We start from the raw sequence: 17,575 nt of genomic DNA, 5'->3' as shown, positions 1-17,575 counted from the left end.
AAGAATTCTCTTTATTTAATCAACACCAGCCTCGATATTTTTAAATTGATTGAAGAACATATGGTAATAACTTCCTTGCTGGTTCATAAGTTGACTGTGATTTCCTCTTTCTACAATCCTGCCATTTTCAATTACCATAATCGTATCTGCGTCACGGATCGTATTCAAACGATGAGCGATAATAAAACTGGTTCTTCCCTCCATTAAGGATAGCAGCGCCTCTTGGATATGCAGTTCCGTACGGGTATCAATACTGCTAGTGGCTTCATCTAAAATTAGTACCGATGGCTTTGCGAGAATCACTCTGGCAATCGCAATTAACTGGCGCTGTCCTTGACTTAAATTTCCTCCGTTTTCTGATAGGACTGTTTCGTAACCTTTAGGCAGACGATTAATAAACGAATCCGCATTCGCCATTTTCGCAGCATGCACAACTTCTTCTTCACTTGCTGAGGGCTTTGCGTACTTGATATTATCCTTTATGGTTCCTGAAAACAGGTAGGTATCCTGCAGCACAAAGCCAAAACTGCTTCTTAAGCTGTCACGGGTATAGTCCCTAATATCTCGTCCATCTAATAAGATTCGGCCCTCTGTTACATCATAGAATCTTGTCAATAAATTAACGATTGTTGTTTTCCCGGCTCCAGTTGGCCCTACCAACGCCGTGCTGCTGCCAATTTCAGCCTCAAAACTCACATTTTTTAATATCGGTACATCACCGCGATAACCGAAACTCACATTTTCAAAAACAACATGCCCTTTCGGTTTATCTAACCTGACCGCGTTCGGCCTATCATCCGGCTCTTCTTGCTCATCGAGAATCTCAAATACTCGTTCCGCTCCCGCTACACCTGACTGCAGCATATTAAAAATTTGCGCGAGGTCGTTAAGCGGTCTGACAAACTGCCTTGAGTAGGTAATAAAACTTGCAATCGCACCTACGGTTATCATGCCCTTGACAGCAAGAAAACCCCCGGTTACAGCAACTATCGCAAAACCTAAATTGTTGATCACATTCATGATCGGCATCAGAAATCCAGACCATATTTGCGCCTTAAGACCAACCTCACGCAGTTTCAGATTAACTTCTTCAAACTCAGAGATTACCTTTTCTTCATGATTAAACGCTTTTACTACTTCAATCCCCGAAATGGTCTCTTCTATTTGACCATTTAATTTCCCTAGCTGAATTTGCTGATCTTTAAACAGGGCACTTGTCCTTTTTGCAATCGTTTTGGTTAACAAAAACACTAGAGGCACCGTCAGCAAACTTGCCACTGTTAAAATGGGACTCAAAATTAACATCATAATGAATGAGCCACTTATAACGATGACTCCTGACATCAATTGTGTCGTAGATTGGGAAATCGTACTGCTGACATTATCGATATCATTTGTGAGCCTGCTCATTAATTCTCCATGTGTCCGCTTGTCAAAAAAGGAGACTGGCAGCTTTTGCAGCTTTTTAAACAGCGCATCCCGCAGTCTTTTAACAATTCGCTGTGAGACGCCTGCCATTAACCAGCCTTGCATAAATGACAGCACAGCCTCTAAAACAAAAGACGTTATTAAAATAATCACCATTACTTCTAGAAAATTAAAATCCACTGTTTTACCCAGGCTTATGGCATCAACACCTTTACCAATTAAAAATGGGGTGAGCAGCGAGAGTGCCGAACTGAAAATAATAAATAAAAACACAAGACTCAGCATTTTTCTTTCATTGCCAAAATAATGCCACAGCCTTCGCATGGTCTCTTTAAAGTTCTTCGGTTTTACAATCGGCGCCCCCCGGCGATGACCTCCAGGAAAGCCGCCAGGTCTTCCCGGTATCGATAGAGGAGGGGGATTATTAGTTGATTGGTCTGCTGCTTTCGACATTTAGAGCGCCACCTCCTGACCGACCTGTGATTGATAGATTTCCTGATACACCCTGCAGTCTCGCACCAATTCCTCATGTTTTCCAATTCCGACGATTTCACCGTGATCCATGACAACGATTTTGTCGGCATCGAGAATGGAGGTAATTCTTTGTGCAATGAGGAGACAGGTTAGTCCTTTTGCATACTTTTTTAATCCCGCTTTAATTCTTTCCTCCGTGGTAACGTCAACCGCACTGGTACTATCATCTAAGATTAGAATTTGAGGATTCTTAATTAATGCCCTAGCGATCGAAATCCTTTGCTTTTGGCCGCCTGAAAAGTTCACTCCGCCCTGACCAATTCTAGTTTGATACCCTTCAGGTGAGGATGCAATAAAGTCATGCGCACCGGCAATCACTGCTGCTCTTACCATTTCTTCGACTGAGGCATCTTCTTTTCCCCATTTTATGTTTTCCTCGACAGTTCCGGTAAAAAGGATTGTTTTTTGTGGAACGAAAGCAATTTTTTCTCTCAATCTTTTAGGATCAACGAGGTGGATATCCTCTCCGTCCACTTTAATATTTCCGGCACTTACATCATAAAAGCGAGGAATCAAGTCAACCAGTGTACTTTTACCCGAGCCTGTTGAGCCAATAATCCCGACCGTTTCTCCTGGTAAAATGGTTAAGTTTATATTCTTCAGCACAGGCTCACCACTTGTTCCTTCATACGAAAAGAAAACATTGTTAAATTCAATTCTTCCTTTTTCAACTGGGATAGAGCGGGTTTCATCCTCCCATGTTAAATCGTCAGTCTGTTCAAAAACCTCACTAATCCGCACGGCAGAAGTTTTTGCACGGACAAACATATTAAATACCATCGAAATCATCATCAATGAAAAAAGTATTTGCGTCATGTAGTTGATAAAGGCAATAATATGACCCACCTGGACATCGCCATTTGTCACACCAAAGCCGCCAATCCAAAGCACAGCTACAATTCCAAGATTAACCGTTAGCATAATCGCCGGGCTGAACACGGCCATTAACCTTGTTGCTGAAATGGATTGTTTTTTGAAGTGTTCATTGGTTTTATCAAATTTATTGACTTCAACATCAAAACGGTTGAATGCCTTGACGACGCGAACTCCAGATAAATACTCACGCATCACTCCATTGACAGAGTCAAGCGCCTTTTGTACTTTAGAGAACATCGGGAACCCTAGTCGCAGATTTAGAATAATAAAAAGAGCCACAATTGGAACAACGACAATTAATACGACCGATAGATGGAGATTTAACCGAGTCGCCATGATCAATCCGCCGATTGCCAGCAGCGGCGATTTAACAAAGATTCGCATTAAGCCATTCGCAAAAATTTGCACCTGTGTTACATCATTGGTCAGCCTTGTGATTAACGATGCACGCTCAAAACGATCAATATTCTTGAATGATAGCGCTTGAATTTTTTGATATAAATCCGACCTTAACTCTGCTCCAAAGTTTTGCGAGACAATGCTGGCGAGGACACTTCTTGTTGAAGCCGAAATCGCTCCAAAAAGGGTAATCAGCAGCATTAATCCTCCCATTTTTAAAACATAGTCTAGATCTCTGCCTGCCACACCAACATCGATGATTTTTGCCATAATCGTTGGCATTAACAAATCACTGATGGCTTCGAAGGTTAAAAATAAAACTGCTAAGCTAAAATACTTCCAATATTTCCTAATGTATTTTGTTAAAAATCCCATGAAATCTCACCTCAGGAAATCTTTTCATAATTATGTTAAAGCTATTATAGCAAAAAAAAGTATGAGTCCTAGGAAAAGAACTCATACCTTACTTTATTCTTGTACTGGGCTAAACTCATGAACCCAAACGCGCATTTGTGGAAGCCAAGGCATACCTGGGTGATAGGCAAGAATCGATTGCTTATACTCTTCAACCGTAGGGTAGCCCTCGCGGCGAGCATCCTCATCCGTTAATTCACCTAAACTTTGCGAATACACGCGCTCGATTACAAATTGCTTCCCTTCGAGAGTCATGATTTCACCTGGATCAGCATATCTGCCATTCCTGCGGGTAGCTGTTTTTTCCCCAGCAAGCACCATTTTAATATCCGATTCCATCGTAATTAATCGATCGATCGAGCATGTTTTTGGCGGTAATGTAGTGTTTTCATTTTGTTGCATCGTAGTATCCTCCTTTTTCCAATTCAACTTTACTATTTTAACACTATTACCACCTTATTTACACATTCAAGTCGCGTTTTTGATAAGAGATATAGGTTATAACACCTAGAACTCCAATGATGGTAATAGACAATAGAACATAGACGATGTCTAATCCGCCGCCAAACATTACATTTTTTGCTTCGAAATATTTAAAAGGGGTGAGGTATTTTAACCAAACTATATTTTCATTCAAGTCAACGGCAACCGAAATAATATACGTAATTAAGAGAACTCCAGCAGCTAAGGAAGCCGCTGTTTTGGATTTTCTTTTAACCGCAGCAAGGGAACTGCCAATCACCATAAATAGAAGTTGCAAAATAAACATACCAGCCATCGTAATTGCAATATCACCCGTTGCGACCTCACCATCGCTGTATTTACCGACTAAAACAAGGGACGAGACGAAGGTAACCAGATTTAGGATAAAAATATTTAAGAGTGCAGCTAGCAATTTTGCGGTAATAATTTGATTTCTTGATACGGGCTTAACGAATAAAAACTCAGAGGTTTTGTCCCGCTCTTCTTTTGCAATAATCGTTGCCCCCAGCATCGCTGCATGAATGGTTGCCATTAATAACAAATAGATAAAAAGTAAACCGTAATACCCGGTTGCGGTTGATATATCAAATTCACCTATTCCTAAAACAGCCAACATTGATTTTGGCATTCCCGAGAGCATTTCATTCATTGACTGACCCGAAGAAGATAGACTCTCATATTTAACCATCCCCGAGGCAACCATAAGAATAACGCCAATACTCCAAAAAATAAGCGATTTTCTATGTGACTTCATTTCTTTTAAAAATATATTCATTCTATCATCACCCCTCCTTGGACATGTTTAAACTGAGTGTATATCCTTTTTAGGATAGATATAGTAGCTTGCTCCAATGGCTGTAATAATGACGATTGCTCCGGCAATCAAAAATGAAGTCTCATAACTGGATTGTTCTATGATATAAGCCGTGTCAAAATATTTAAACGGTGAAAGATACCGTTTCGCTTCATCAGCACTAAACATCCCTAAGAAATAGAAGGCAAAAACGGTTGCCAACGACAAAGTTAACACTGATTTTATCTTTTGAGCCATGACAGAAATAATGATTCCTAATGCTAGAAAAATTAGTTGGACAAATAGTAAAGTTAATGAAAGGAGGATGAAGATACGAACATTAAATTCTTCTGTTGCTACTTGGTATGCTAATAGAGTTGCAGCCGTTAAATAAAAAATATTCGTTAATAGGATTGAAATCAGCGCAGCCAATAATTTATTCGTCAATACTTCCGTACGTGTAACTGGTTTTGTCAGGAGGAAGTCAGCTGTTTTTTCCCTGACCTCTTTGCTGACAATGCTCGTTCCAAGATTCATCGCCTGGACCGCTCCGCAAAGAGTAACAAACGAAAGACCATAGCAATAGAATCCGAGGATTGAAAAGAAGTTATCCAGATTAATCCCGAATGCTTCTCTTAGTGCAGCGGGATAACCCTCAAGCAGCTTACTGAACTCCTCTGTATCCTTGGTAAAAGAAGGGTAAAATGACATAAACAGTGCTACTATGGCTATTAACGATACCGTCCAAATAATGGTGGACTTCCGATATGCCCTCAATTCATGCAACAGTATATTCATCTTTTAGGCCTCCTTTTCGTAATAGTGCATAAAAATCTCCTCAAGGTCTGGCTCTTCAATCCATAGATTCGTGATTTCTATGTCAGCAATTTTCCGCATGACGTCATTAATATTTCCTTTAAAAAGAAAGCTTGTAAAGTTTCCTTTTACCTCTAATTTATTTACTCCCATTGAGTTGAAGTAATTGGCATCAAGGCTTTCTTTTGTTTCGACTTTGAACTTTTTATACGTATTTTCTTTTAATGTACTAATCTTTTCAACCGTAACAATCTTGCCCTCTTTAATAATCGCGACCCGATTACATAGGCGTTGTACCTCTGTTAAAATATGAGAGGAAAATAAAATCGTCGCGCCTTTTCGGTTCTCTTCCTCAAGCAATTCAAAGAATTTCTGCTGCATAAGAGGGTCTAAACCACTCGTCGGTTCATCAAGAATAATTAGTTTTGGCTCATGAAGCAGGCCTTGAACAATCCCGACCTTCTTTTTATTTCCTAGTGAAAGGTCATCAATTTTTTTATTGAGATCTAAATCCATTATCTCAGCCAATTCTTTTATTCTCTTACTGCAGTCCTTTTTATAAAAACTAGCTGAATAGTTTAATAGGTCTTTCACCTTCATATTGTCGTAATAAAATACTTCAGACGGCAAATAGCCAATTTCCTTTTTGATTTCAGGAGCATATTGGACGGTATCTTTCCCAAATATAGTTGCACTGCCGCTGGTAGGGTAAATGAGTGAAAGGAGTGTCCGAATGGTGGTCGATTTCCCAGCACCATTTGGACCGATAAAGCCAAAAATCTCGCCTTCCTCAACGTTAAAGCTGATGTCACTAATTCCTCTTGCTTTGCCGTAAGTCTTTGTTAGATTCTTAATCTCAATCACATTCATCGTCACAGCCCCCTTATTTATAAAAGCATTTAATGAATATCTCAAAATACTCTTCCGCTTCTAGAAAGACTTTTTCATAATCAATCTTGTGACCAGGGACCATTTTCGCTTTGAGGAGCTCCTCATCACTCATTTTTTCAAAGGTCCATGTGATGACCTTTAATATTTTTTGAACATCTACGTCTTCCCTAAATTTTGAAAGATCAATTCCATCATAAATAATTCTAATATTCACAGCGTTTAGTTCCTGTTTCTTTTTATCAAACTCGTCTTTTATTTCGGGTGAATCCTGCATAAATGCCTCTTGGATAAACGTTAAGATTTCTGGATATTTTGTCTGCAAGTCCATTTTGATGTGGACAGATTGACGGATTCTTTTAAAAAAGTCTCTTTCTGTTAAATCGACCTTTTTATAAAATTCATCAGCAACGAGGTTGTAGCAATAGTCAAACAGAAAGAAAAACAGCTGTTTCTTGCTTTGAAAATAGTGAAATAGCAACCCTTTAGAGATACCCGCTTCCTTGACGATTTCATTCGTTGAGGCGCTATCATATCCTTTCTGGGCAAATTCTTTTATTGCAGCATTAATAATTCGATTCTGCTTTTCGGAATCCAGGCTCATAAATTTTGAAAACATACTAGCAGCCTTCTTTCTATTTTGTTGATTTCATGTTGTTTATTTCATATTGTTGACCACATCAGTCAATATTAGTTTACCCCTGTTGACTCCCTTGGTCAATAGGCGGTCAGGCTTAATTTTTTACAAAATTATGAAGTTTCTACACTTAAGAGTGGGGATGTGCTAGGATACATTTGGAGGTGAAAAATGAAAGAACGTTCTGATTCACTTACGTTAAAAGGTTTGATTTACGCACAGAGCAGGCTAGCAGCCAATCACCCTATTGTTCCCGTTTTACAGGCAAAGCAGTCTGCCATTGAAGCAGGGATTGGAGGCGAACAGAGGGTAACTGAAGCCCTTCAAAAGTACCGATTTCCATTCAAAAACAACATTTTCCACGATTTATCCCTTTCTTCAGATACCAACTTTCAAATGGACCATCTTATTAAAACACCCCATTTTGGTGTTATTTTGGAAACAAAAAATATGAGCGGCAGCTTAGAATTCAGAGAAAATCCCCCTCAACTCGTTCAAAAAAAGGATGATGGGCAAATAAATTATTATGAAAGTCCAGTGGTTCAATTAGAACGAAATATTGAGCTTTTGACAGCCTGGTTATCACAGCGAAATATCGATTTACCTCTTTATGGAGCCATTGTGTTAGCTTATCCGAAGCAACATGTGGAGATTCCCCCAGCCAATACTAAGCTGCTTTTCCCAAACTTGATTCCACCGTTTATTAAAGACCTTTCACAGCAAGGAACGAAACTGGATACTTCCACTTTTAACAGGCTTTCTAGTGATCTACTTAAAAGTCATCGAACCTTCATTCCAAAGCCGATTTGTGAATCTTATCAAATTGGGTTAAACCATATCCAACCAGGGGTAAGGTGTGGAACATGCGGTAAGATTAGGATGGATAAATTACCAAGGACCTGGCACTGTCCAATTTGTAAAGTGAACGACCACTTGGCTCATCGTGGGAGTTTGGCGGAGTGGTTTTTGGTGGTGAAAAGGACTATTACTAATCGGGAGTGTCGGGAGTTTTTGGGGGTTGATATACATACTGCCACAAGAATTTTAAGCAGTATGCAACTGAAATACAAAGGTACATTTCGCAACAGAATCTACTACATAAATTTCCATGAAGACCCATTTAAATAATCCATTTGAGAGTATTTTCTGCCATCCGAGAGTATTTTCTGCCATCCGAGAGTAAACATCCCTTATCCGAGAGTATTTTCCGCCATCCGAGAGTAAACATCCCTTATCCGAGAGTATTTTCCGCCATCCGAGAGTAAACATCCCTTATCCGAGAGTATTTTCCGCCATCCGAGAGTAAACATCTCTTATCCGAGAGTATTTACCGCCATCCGAGAGTAAACATCCCTTATCCGAGAGTATTTTCCTCCATCCGAGAGTAAACATCCCTTATCCGAGAGTACTTTCCGCCATCCGAGAGTAAACATCTCCTATCCGAGAGTATTTTCCGCCATCCGAGAGTAAACATCCCTTATCCGAGAGTATTTTCTGCTATCCGAGAGTATACCTCTCGTCGCCATAGTCGCAAGTATCCACCCCAACAAAATACCCATTCCATCAACACCAACCATCCAATTTCCGCACACCCCACCTAACATGCTATTATTATCTTGTAACTATTGAAAGGGGAGTGCTGCACAGTGAAGAATGAGATGATTGAAAGGTTTACTTCCTATGTAAAGGTGGATACGCAGTCGGATGAGAGCAATGAAAGTTGTCCTTCTACTCCAGGTCAACTCACGTTAGCCAATATGCTTGTTGAAGAGTTAACGTCAATTGGAATGCAAGACGTAACCATCGACGAAAATGGGTATGTGATGGCAACCCTGCCGTCCAATACGGATAAAGATGTGCCAACCATTGGCTTCTTAGCACACGTCGATACAGCGACTGATTTCACGGGCAAAAACGTGAATCCACAAATCATTGAAAACTATGATGGGAAAGATATCACTCTTAACCCAAATGTCACGATGTCAACGAAGGATTTCCCAAGCCTTCCTAGCTACAAAGGGCACACACTGATCACAACAGATGGCACGACACTTTTAGGTGCCGATAACAAAGCTGGAATCGCAGAAATTATGACCGCAATGTCCTACCTGATTCAACATCCAGAAATCAAACATGGTAAGGTCCGCGTTGCGTTCACACCGGATGAGGAAATTGGCAGAGGTCCACATAAGTTCGATGTAGCCGCTTTTAACGCTAAATATGCTTATACCGTGGATGGCGGCCCGCTCGGAGAGTTAGAATATGAAAGTTTTAATGCCGCAGCTGCTAAAATCACGATCAACGGAACCAATATTCATCCAGGTTCCGCCAAAGATAAAATGGTGAATTCAATGAAAATTGCCATGGAATTACATAGCCAACTGCCGCCATTAGAGGCACCTGAACATACAGAAGGATATGAAGGATTCTATCATCTGATTTCCTTCCATGGTGACGTTGAGCAAACAAAACTCAACTACATTATCCGGGATCATGACAAAGAAATCTTCGCAGCTCGAAAAAATAGAATTACCTCTATTGTTGATCTGCTAAATGAGCGATACGGGAAGGGTACCGTCCTTTTAGAATTGAAGGACCAATATTACAATATGGGTGAAAAAATCAAACCGGTGATGGAGATTGTAGACATTGCTCAACAGGCAATGGAAAGTCTAGGCATTAAACCCCTGATCAAACCAATCCGCGGCGGTACAGATGGCTCACAGCTTTCTTATATGGGACTTCCAACCCCAAATATTTTTACTGGCGGGGAAAACTTCCATGGGAAGTATGAGTTTATATCTGTCGATAATATGATCAAAGCAACAAACACCGTCATTGAAATTGTGAAACTTTTCGAACAAAAAGCATAGTATAAAGCCCAACTGAAAATAGTTGGGCTTTTTACATCTGGTATCGATCCAATCTGAAATAGAAATCTTTTAACAAGTCGTACCGTAGGGAGCATCTTGCGTTCCCTCGAGATAATAACTCCGACCGTACGGGTAACTGCAGGCTCAATAATCGGTATTTTAACGGTTGACCGAGGAAACCCGTCCACCAAAGTAATTTCAGGAATTAAGGTGATTCCAAGGCCTGCTGAAACCAATCCTTTTATCGAATCAATATCTTCCCCCTCGAAGGACACTTTCGGCTGGAAACCAAGTTGTCCACATGCATCTACGATGATATCCCTTAAAATAAATCCTTTGGGCCACAAGACGAAGGAATCATCACGCAGTTGACCTAACTTTATTGATGATTGATTAGCTAATGGATGCGTTGTGGGCAATAGGGCCACAATATTATCTGTAAATAGTGTTGTCCCCAACACTTTCATCTCCTGTTTTGGAACAGGGCCAATCAAGGCCATATCAAAATCACCATTAATAACCCCTTCAATCAACTTATTATAGGAACCTTGCTTGAGTTGAAATTTCACCTGAGGGTAATGTTCGCGAAAAGCAGAAATGGTGGTTGGAAGTGTGTATGACGCCAGGCTGCTCGGAAATCCTATTCGAATTGTGCCTTTCATTGGGTCTAAATATTCTTCAATTTCCCGCTGCGCCTATTCAATCACCATCATGGCTTGTTCCATATGTTCTAAAAACATTTGTCCAATCATGGTTAATTTCACATTTCGTCCCTCGCGAATAAATAAACTGACACCGAGTTCTTTTTCCAGATTAAAGACTTGGCGGCTTACCGCTGATTGTGCTACATGCAGTGCCATTGCAGCTTCGGTCACATGTTCACGTTTTGCCACTTCCATAAAGTATTGAATTTGTCTTAATTCCAAAGGGTTCGCCTCCATTCATCTCATATTGAGATGAATCTTATCTATTTTTAGTATTGTTTAGATTATTATTTAATTATAAAATATTTCATATTAATATTCTAATAATTATAAAAATACATTCCCGATAAAGAGGTGGGTAATTTGAAAACAATTGAACAGTTAAAGCATGATAGTCAAAGCGCGGCACTTCATTACGTGAATGAAGTGTTTAATACGGTGGTGTACCGTAATACTTACGAATCTGAGTTTCAACAAGCAGTCAAAGAAATCTTTGATTCCCTGATTCCAGTTTTTTCGAAACATCCAAAATACATCGAACACAGCATTCTTGAAAGAATCGTAGAGCCTGAAAGAACCATTTCCTTCCGCGTTCCTTGGGTTGATGATCAAGGGAAAGTTCAAGTTAACCGCGGCTTCCGTGTCCAGTTTAACAGTGCAATTGGGCCTTATAAAGGTGGTTTGCGTTTCCATCCATCGGTAAATGCGAGTATTATTAAATTCTTAGGTTTTGAACAAATCTTCAAAAACTCTCTAACTGGCCAGCCGATTGGCGGAGGAAAAGGTGGTTCTGATTTCGACCCGAAAGGCAAATCAGATGGAGAAATCATGCGCTTTACACAAAGCTTTATGACGGAGCTTTATCGCCATATTGGACCTGATGTCGATGTACCGGCTGGAGATATCGGAGTAGGCGCTAGAGAAATCGGCTACATGTTCGGACAGTACAAGAAAATTCGCGGAGCATATGAAGCAGGTGTGTTAACTGGTAAAGGGCTCGGTTACGGCGGTAGTTTGGGACGCACAGAAGCCACTGGTTATGGAACTGTTTACTTTGTAGAAGAAATGCTTGCAGACAAAAAACTTGGCTTTGAAGGAAGCACAGTTGTTGTTTCTGGTTCAGGTAATGTTTCTATTTATGCCATTGAAAAAGCAACTCAATTAGGAGCGAAGGTTGTAGCCTGCAGTGATTCAAATGGATATGTTTATGATCCATCAGGCATCAAGCTCGAAACCGTGAAACGAATCAAAGAAGTAGAACGAAAGAGAATCAGTGAATACGTTCTTGAGCACCCAGAAGCTCAGTACTTTGAAGGCTGCTCAGGTATTTGGTCGATTCCATGTGATATTGCTTTACCGTGTGCAACTCAAAATGAAATTGATGCGCGTGCTGCAAAAACTCTTGTTTCCAATGGTGTAAAAGCTGTTGGTGAAGGTGCGAATATGCCATCAACTCTGGAAGCCATTGAGGTATTCTTAGAAAATGATATTTTATTTGCTCCTGGTAAGGCGGCAAATGCTGGCGGAGTAGCAGTATCTGCTCTAGAAATGGCGCAAAACAGCCAAAGACTTTCTTGGACATTTGAAGAAGTTGATGCGAAATTGCACCAAATTATGATTAATATCTATCGTAACAGTATGAATGCTGCAGAAGAATATGGCTATCCAGGCAACCTTGTTGTCGGTGCCAATATCGCTGGCTTCTTAAAAGTAGCGGACGCAATGATTGCTCAGGGCGTTATCTAAAATATAAGGGTGCTCCGAGATGGAGCACCCTTATTTTATGCAATTTTCTTAAGCCAATTCTTTCCTTCGACCATTCTTGAGACCATCATCCCCGCAACATTATCGCCGCTGGCATTCAGCATGGTTGCAGGCGGGTCGATTAACGTAGAGATAGCCGCAATGATAGGTAAAGCCTCAGGCGGGAACCCAAATAAACTTAGGATCAACATTTCCCCAATCATACCGCCGCTAGGAATCGCTCCCATTACTGCACCAACTAAAAGAGAAACACTAATAATTAAGAAAAACGTGCCAATTCCCGTGTTATTCATATCAAAAATTCCAAACAGAAATACAATTTTTAACACGCCGCCGAGAACAGAACCGTCTTTATGTAACGCTGCTCCTAATGGAATCGTTGTATCACGAATATCTTCCTTAATTCCCATTCGCTTTGAAGCCTCTAGATTTACTGGTATGGAAGCAGCACTTGAACACGTAGCCAGCGCCGTAATCGATGGTGCTAACATATTACTCCAAAATACTCTGATTCCTTTGCCCTTGCCCGCCATAAAGGCATAAATCGTAAAGGCTATAAAGAAATAGACAATGGAAGCAACATAATAGGTTATCCCAGCCTTGATATAGGAACCTAACAAAATGGGTCCATACTGGCCGACTAACGTGGCAAAATAGGCACCAAGACCAATCGGTGCTAAGTACATAATCAAAGAAACTACCTTCATCATCACTTCAGAACCTGAACTTAAAAAGCTCGTAAACGGCTTCCCACGTTCTCCAATTGATTGCGCAGCAAACCCCACCAAAATAGAAATTACAATCAGCGCCAACATATTACTTCGTGAGAACAACTCAACAAAGTCAGGCACTGTAAAGGTTTTAACAATTTGCGCAACTGGATTTAATTCCTCTGCTGCATCTGGTTTAACTAACTTTAAATTAACGCCCTCACCAGGATTAACGAATTTCACAACAAAATACATATAAATAGCAGAAACAAGCCCTGTAAATAAGAACGTCCCAAACATCCAGCCAATAATTTTTCCTAATCTTTTGGCACCATTCATATTTGCAATAGAAGACGAAATGGTAAAGAAAATAAGAGGAACAATAATCGTGAATAAAAGATTTAAAAAGACATCGCCAATCGGTTGAAATACCACTGCGTCTTCCTTCATCGCTAACCCTACTATTGCACCAACCAAAATGGATAGCAACAATATGATAGGAAAACGATAATTCTTCCATTTTTCCATATGTTTATCTCCTTTATCATGCAAGTCAACGTAAGTATTTGTTCAATACATCACTTTCTATTATATGATTATAATTTTTATCCTATTTAATAGAAAGTGAAATTTTAATAAAATAAAGTGTTCGTGTTCAAATTGTTCAAACCTTACAAAATTTGTTCTATGCTATAATTAACAAGTAATTTTACTCAATTATTAAATGTATAGGAGGAGAATGGATGGAAATCGGTTTACTTTCCATACTCGGTTTAGGATTTGCCCTTGGTATCAAACACGCAATCGAACCGGATCATATCATTGCAGTATCAACTATCGCTAGCCAAAGTAAAAAGCTAGTGCGTTCATCTTTAGCAGGTGTGTTTTGGGGGATAGGACATACAGCAACATTATTTATTATTGGAATTATTCTCATTCTCATGAAAGGGGAAATTCCTGAAAAATACGCTATGTCATTAGAATTTTTAGTAGGAATAATGCTAGTTTATCTAGGGATTACCACGATTCTTTCTTTTAAAAATATCCATTTGCATAAGCATATCCATGATGGAGAGGTACATAAACATGTCCATTCCCATGACCATAGCAGCTTTCATGAGCACCAACATCAGCACAAAAAGGTTTCTTATCTAAAATCTATGTTCATTGGCCTTGTTCACGGTCTTGCTGGCAGTGGAGCAATGGTTGTTCTAACTATGAGTACGGTAAATAGTGCCTGGGAAGGTGCAATTTATATCCTTATATTTGGTGTTGGTACCGTAATAGGAATGCTCTTCTTTACTACCTTGATTGGCATTCCGTTTGTTTTGAGTGCAAAAAAATTCAGCTTGAATAAAACTCTTACCCAACTTACAGGTGTGATAAGTACTGTTTTTGGTATCTACTACATGTACAACTTAGGAGTAACGGAAGGATTATTCAAACTTTGGATTCAATAATGAATAGAAAATGGACCCGAAAAAGGGGTCCATTTTCCTATTTATTCATACTCGCAAGAAATCCACCCAGCAGATCATCTAAGTCCGGCTCTTCCTCAACCTTTTCATCTTCTACCAAAGGTTTCGCATTATCCCAATCAAACTCATTTAAATCATCATAATCCATATCAGATAAATCAACTGAAGTTGCGATTTCTTCTGCAGCAACTGTATCTTGAAAAGGATGTATTTCAGGTACTATTTCCTCTTGGAGATACAAAGCTTCGTCGATATCGATGGAACTGCTATTTAAACTAGCGAGCAGGGATGTAGAGCGTACCGGGTCGGTGATTAATTGATAGAGAATACTGCCTAATAATGCCTCAGAATGCTCGTGTTTCAACCAGTCACGTTGTGCCTTCGTTAGCTTTTTCGGCAGCGGAACGGTGATCATCTCGCGTTCTCTAGCATTAACGCTACTGACACCCTCCATTACGAATTCGGCAATCCTGCTGGAAAAATTCCGTCGTTCTGTTTCCTTTAGCTTTTGCAGCTGCTTAACTAAATGGTCAGGTGTGTCAGAAGGGATGCGGAAGGAAATTGCTTGTCCCCGCTGAATTTCATTTGATCCAGCTTTCTTCATGTCGTCACCTTATTAATTCGTAACAGGTTTTTTAGTTTGTTCAGGCTTTTGTTTCTCTGCTTTTCTAGCGTAATCCATGATGAGCTTGTAATACGCATTTGCCATCATCCATATGCTTTCTTTTTCATCTTCAAAGAAATCAATATTAAAACCATCAAGATTATTATTTAATGTTTTAAGATAATCCTTTAGTACGGTTGCGCCACCGCCAACAAAGTAACAAATTTCTGTTTGGGAATTCTTAGACCAAACATTCCGTAATAGACGATATTGTTTCTTTGCTAAATCTAGTAAAATACGGTCGGTAATATCATGAACACTCGTTCTGCTACCTTTTACCATGATATGATTGCGGTCATTTTTCTTGGTGATGATCTCAACCACGTCACGGCGGCTGTCTAGTTCAACACCATGCTTCGTTCTAATTTCTTCACGGATTGCTTCCAATGATTCTGACACCCCAAGATTAAATCCTTGTGCTTTATCATCATCCACATTTCGATTCTTAATTACAGCGATATCCGTTGATAATCCGCCAATATCTTGAATCAAGATACGTTTATCGATTAAGTCTTTATTAATAATTTTCGAGTTATTGTCCATAACCAGGTTAATATAAGCAGCAAAGCCTTCAGGATATACTTTTATTTCATCAAACTTAATGTTTACTTTTAAACCTTGGTATTTAGGTGTAACAAGAAACTCTACTTGGTGAACAGAACCGATTAACTTCGAACGGTAGCCTGCATCCTTACCTTCCTTAACTTCACGAAGAGGGAGGCCTGTTCCAAGTGTATAATTCGCATCAATGACGTTTTTCGTTTGACGGAAATTATTCTTATTTCCTTCCTTCACCGCGTCCAATGCTAAAGTAGTAAAAAGAAGAACTAAAGTTTGGTCTTCCTCAGATTTACTGCTGCCAGGATCTAATTCTGTTCCATTAGGACTTTTTGTTGCGAGATTACCAACACGATAAATAGCATTGTTATCCTTCAAAGCAGGGGAGTGAACTTTAATATGAATACCATCAAGGGGATTTTTGTCGTCTAATTCTTCGATTCCAATTACAGGGCGGTCTTCAGTATCCCTAGCAATAATATTAGGGATATTAAGTTCATATTCCATTTCTCCAAAAATGGCTTTAATGGAATCATTTCCTACATCAACGGCGGCAATTCTAGTATTATTCAAAATTGTCATCCTTTCATTCTATTATTTTATTATTTTAAATGTTAATGAAGATATGTATCTATCTTAAGATTATAGGAGATTGATAGATTCTTCAATGTCCAATTTAAAAAGAAATAAAAGTGTAAAATTGTAAACAATATGTAATCGTTGTATACACTTTTTGTTTACAACGATTACAAACCTGTACACACAGCTTTAAATCAACATGTATACGCGTTTGTAAACAAGTAAACATTTTTGTAAACACGATGTATACACAATTGTAAACATGTGTACATACTCCGTAAACACGTATACACATTTTGTATACAAAAAAATAGACCCCCAATAGGTTAGGGATCTACTCTTTCTTCGTCCGTTTGATTCCTTCATCCGTTACAGCAAAGTCTCGAACCATTTTCTTAATTTTTTCAGGTTTACGGTACCTTAATGCAGACCAATCATCATCAATAGCAATTTGGCGAACTGGTTCATAGCCTTCTTCAGATAGCATACCCGTAACCGTATCACGGCTACAATCTGACCCTTTATATATCTTGGATGATTTCTTAGGGTAGCAAAGCCAAAACAATCCATCTTCACTTACATAAGATACTGCGTTTTTTGCATGTGATTGAAGTTCTTGATTACTTGTTCCAAACACTTGCACAAAATCATACTTCTCAAGCTCAGCCTGTTGATGGACCTCCCCTTCAAATGCCGCCTTAATATTATCATAAGACTTTGGTGCATTGATTACTAAAACCGGTTGTCCTAGTTCCTTAAAATTCAACTTTTTTAATAAAGGTGCTGCTTCTATCATTAATAAAACTTCCTCTCATTCTATATGCTCTTTATCTTAGCATAGAAGTATTTTCAGAACATTATAATAGTATCTACAAGTTCTCATAGTTTAAGTCTATTAATCAAAACTAAAATCACAAAAAATTGCTAGCAATTAGGTATTTCGCCTCCCTAAATATATAAAAAATTAGGTATTTGGT

At 39.3% G+C, this 17,575-nt stretch carries 15 protein-coding genes and 1 pseudogene; 4 read left to right on the top strand and 12 right to left on the bottom strand.

Going from position 1 to position 17,575, the window contains the following annotated elements; all coding sequences use genetic code 11:
* Positions 1-15: 15 nt before the first annotated feature.
* From QUG14_RS18690 to QUG14_RS18660, 7 genes are all read right to left on the bottom strand, one after another.
* Entirely contained in the window at positions 16-1,881 is a 1,866-nt protein-coding gene (locus QUG14_RS18690; protein ID WP_289341952.1) for an ABC transporter ATP-binding protein, read from the bottom strand.
* Positions 1,882-3,612: an ABC transporter ATP-binding protein gene (locus QUG14_RS18685; protein WP_289341951.1), complete on the bottom strand. Its 1,731-nt coding sequence runs from the start codon at positions 3,610-3,612 to the stop codon at positions 1,882-1,884.
* A gap of 93 nt (positions 3,613-3,705) precedes the next feature.
* Positions 3,706-4,053 carry an ASCH domain-containing protein gene (locus QUG14_RS18680; RefSeq protein WP_289341950.1) on the bottom strand — a complete coding sequence of 116 codons (348 nt, stop codon included), beginning with the start codon at positions 4,051-4,053 and terminating at the stop codon, positions 3,706-3,708.
* A 58-nt stretch (positions 4,054-4,111) separates the two neighbouring features.
* Positions 4,112-4,909, bottom strand: coding sequence for an ABC transporter permease subunit (locus tag QUG14_RS18675; protein ID WP_289341949.1), 798 nt, complete (start codon positions 4,907-4,909; stop codon positions 4,112-4,114).
* A 27-nt stretch (positions 4,910-4,936) separates the two neighbouring features.
* On the bottom strand, positions 4,937-5,725 hold the full coding sequence (locus QUG14_RS18670; RefSeq protein WP_289341948.1) for an ABC transporter permease subunit: 789 nt from the start codon (positions 5,723-5,725) through the stop codon (positions 4,937-4,939).
* A gap of 3 nt (positions 5,726-5,728) precedes the next feature.
* Positions 5,729-6,613: an ABC transporter ATP-binding protein gene (locus QUG14_RS18665; RefSeq protein ID WP_289341947.1), complete on the bottom strand. Its 885-nt coding sequence runs from the start codon at positions 6,611-6,613 to the stop codon at positions 5,729-5,731.
* 13 nt (positions 6,614-6,626) lie between these two features.
* Complete coding sequence (locus QUG14_RS18660) at positions 6,627-7,250, bottom strand: TetR/AcrR family transcriptional regulator (RefSeq protein WP_289341946.1); 624 nt, start codon at positions 7,248-7,250, stop codon at positions 6,627-6,629.
* Positions 7,251-7,439: 189 nt separating this feature from the next.
* Between QUG14_RS18660 and QUG14_RS18655 the strand changes: the two genes are divergently transcribed.
* Positions 7,440-8,396 (top strand): nuclease-related domain-containing protein, encoded by a 957-nt coding sequence (locus QUG14_RS18655; protein WP_289341945.1) that lies wholly within the window; start codon positions 7,440-7,442, stop codon positions 8,394-8,396.
* Positions 8,397-8,914: 518 nt separating this feature from the next.
* A complete protein-coding gene (pepT, locus tag QUG14_RS18650; protein ID WP_289341944.1) occupies positions 8,915-10,141 on the top strand; it encodes a peptidase T in 1,227 nt (408 codons plus the stop codon).
* A 59-nt stretch (positions 10,142-10,200) separates the two neighbouring features.
* Here the strand turns inward: pepT and gltC are convergent.
* Positions 10,201-11,067: pseudogene (gene gltC / locus QUG14_RS18645) on the bottom strand (glutamate biosynthesis transcriptional regulator GltC); the annotation flags it as partial.
* Between the two features lie 141 nt (positions 11,068-11,208).
* On the opposite strand from gltC, the gene gdhA reads away from it, so the two are divergent.
* Positions 11,209-12,591, top strand: a complete 1,383-nt coding sequence (gdhA, locus tag QUG14_RS18640) for an NADP-specific glutamate dehydrogenase (protein ID WP_289341943.1) — start codon at positions 11,209-11,211, stop codon at positions 12,589-12,591.
* Between the two features lie 35 nt (positions 12,592-12,626).
* Here the strand turns inward: gdhA and QUG14_RS18635 are convergent, their stop codons facing one another.
* A complete protein-coding gene (locus tag QUG14_RS18635; protein WP_289341942.1) occupies positions 12,627-13,847 on the bottom strand; it encodes a dicarboxylate/amino acid:cation symporter in 1,221 nt (406 codons plus the stop codon).
* A 215-nt stretch (positions 13,848-14,062) separates the two neighbouring features.
* Here QUG14_RS18635 and QUG14_RS18630 point away from each other — a divergent pair, with 215 nt between their 5' ends.
* Entirely contained in the window at positions 14,063-14,779 is a 717-nt protein-coding gene (locus QUG14_RS18630) for a HoxN/HupN/NixA family nickel/cobalt transporter (RefSeq protein ID WP_289341941.1), read from the top strand.
* A gap of 37 nt (positions 14,780-14,816) precedes the next feature.
* On the opposite strand, the gene QUG14_RS18625 is transcribed toward QUG14_RS18630, so the two are convergent.
* From QUG14_RS18625 to QUG14_RS18615, 3 genes are all read right to left on the bottom strand, one after another.
* Positions 14,817-15,401 carry a hypothetical protein gene (locus QUG14_RS18625; RefSeq protein WP_289341940.1) on the bottom strand — a complete coding sequence of 195 codons (585 nt, stop codon included), beginning with the start codon at positions 15,399-15,401 and terminating at the stop codon, positions 14,817-14,819.
* A gap of 12 nt (positions 15,402-15,413) precedes the next feature.
* A complete protein-coding gene (locus QUG14_RS18620) occupies positions 15,414-16,592 on the bottom strand; it encodes a ParM/StbA family protein (protein WP_289341939.1) in 1,179 nt (392 codons plus the stop codon).
* A 340-nt stretch (positions 16,593-16,932) separates the two neighbouring features.
* Positions 16,933-17,394, bottom strand: coding sequence for a DUF3052 domain-containing protein (locus QUG14_RS18615; RefSeq protein ID WP_289341938.1), 462 nt, complete (start codon positions 17,392-17,394; stop codon positions 16,933-16,935).
* Positions 17,395-17,575 lie beyond the last annotated feature (181 nt).

It is taken from the genome of Neobacillus sp. CF12, assembly GCF_030348765.1.
In the GTDB taxonomy this organism is placed as follows: Bacteria; Bacillota; Bacilli; order Bacillales; family Cytobacillaceae; genus Neobacillus.
This window is presented reverse-complemented; position numbering and strand designations above follow the sequence as displayed.

What these genes read in the sequence shown, in the direction of transcription:
- QUG14_RS18680 (WP_289341950.1), bottom strand. Translation starts at nt 4,053, where the DNA reads ATGCAACAAAATGAAAACACTACATTACCGCCAAAAACATGCTCGATC.
- QUG14_RS18630 (WP_289341941.1), top strand. Translation starts at nt 14,063, where the DNA reads ATGGAAATCGGTTTACTTTCCATACTCGGTTTAGGATTTGCCCTTGGT.
- QUG14_RS18670 (WP_289341948.1), bottom strand. Translation starts at nt 5,725, where the DNA reads ATGAATATACTGTTGCATGAATTGAGGGCATATCGGAAGTCCACCATT.
- QUG14_RS18615 (WP_289341938.1), bottom strand. Translation starts at nt 17,394, where the DNA reads ATGATAGAAGCAGCACCTTTATTAAAAAAGTTGAATTTTAAGGAACTA.
- QUG14_RS18625 (WP_289341940.1), bottom strand. Translation starts at nt 15,401, where the DNA reads ATGAAGAAAGCTGGATCAAATGAAATTCAGCGGGGACAAGCAATTTCC.
- QUG14_RS18675 (WP_289341949.1), bottom strand. Translation starts at nt 4,909, where the DNA reads ATGAATATATTTTTAAAAGAAATGAAGTCACATAGAAAATCGCTTATT.
- QUG14_RS18685 (WP_289341951.1), bottom strand. Translation starts at nt 3,612, where the DNA reads ATGGGATTTTTAACAAAATACATTAGGAAATATTGGAAGTATTTTAGC.
- QUG14_RS18690 (WP_289341952.1), bottom strand. Translation starts at nt 1,881, where the DNA reads ATGTCGAAAGCAGCAGACCAATCAACTAATAATCCCCCTCCTCTATCG.
- QUG14_RS18655 (WP_289341945.1), top strand. Translation starts at nt 7,440, where the DNA reads ATGAAAGAACGTTCTGATTCACTTACGTTAAAAGGTTTGATTTACGCA.
- QUG14_RS18665 (WP_289341947.1), bottom strand. Translation starts at nt 6,613, where the DNA reads ATGAATGTGATTGAGATTAAGAATCTAACAAAGACTTACGGCAAAGCA.
- QUG14_RS18635 (WP_289341942.1), bottom strand. Translation starts at nt 13,847, where the DNA reads ATGGAAAAATGGAAGAATTATCGTTTTCCTATCATATTGTTGCTATCC.
- QUG14_RS18660 (WP_289341946.1), bottom strand. Translation starts at nt 7,250, where the DNA reads ATGTTTTCAAAATTTATGAGCCTGGATTCCGAAAAGCAGAATCGAATT.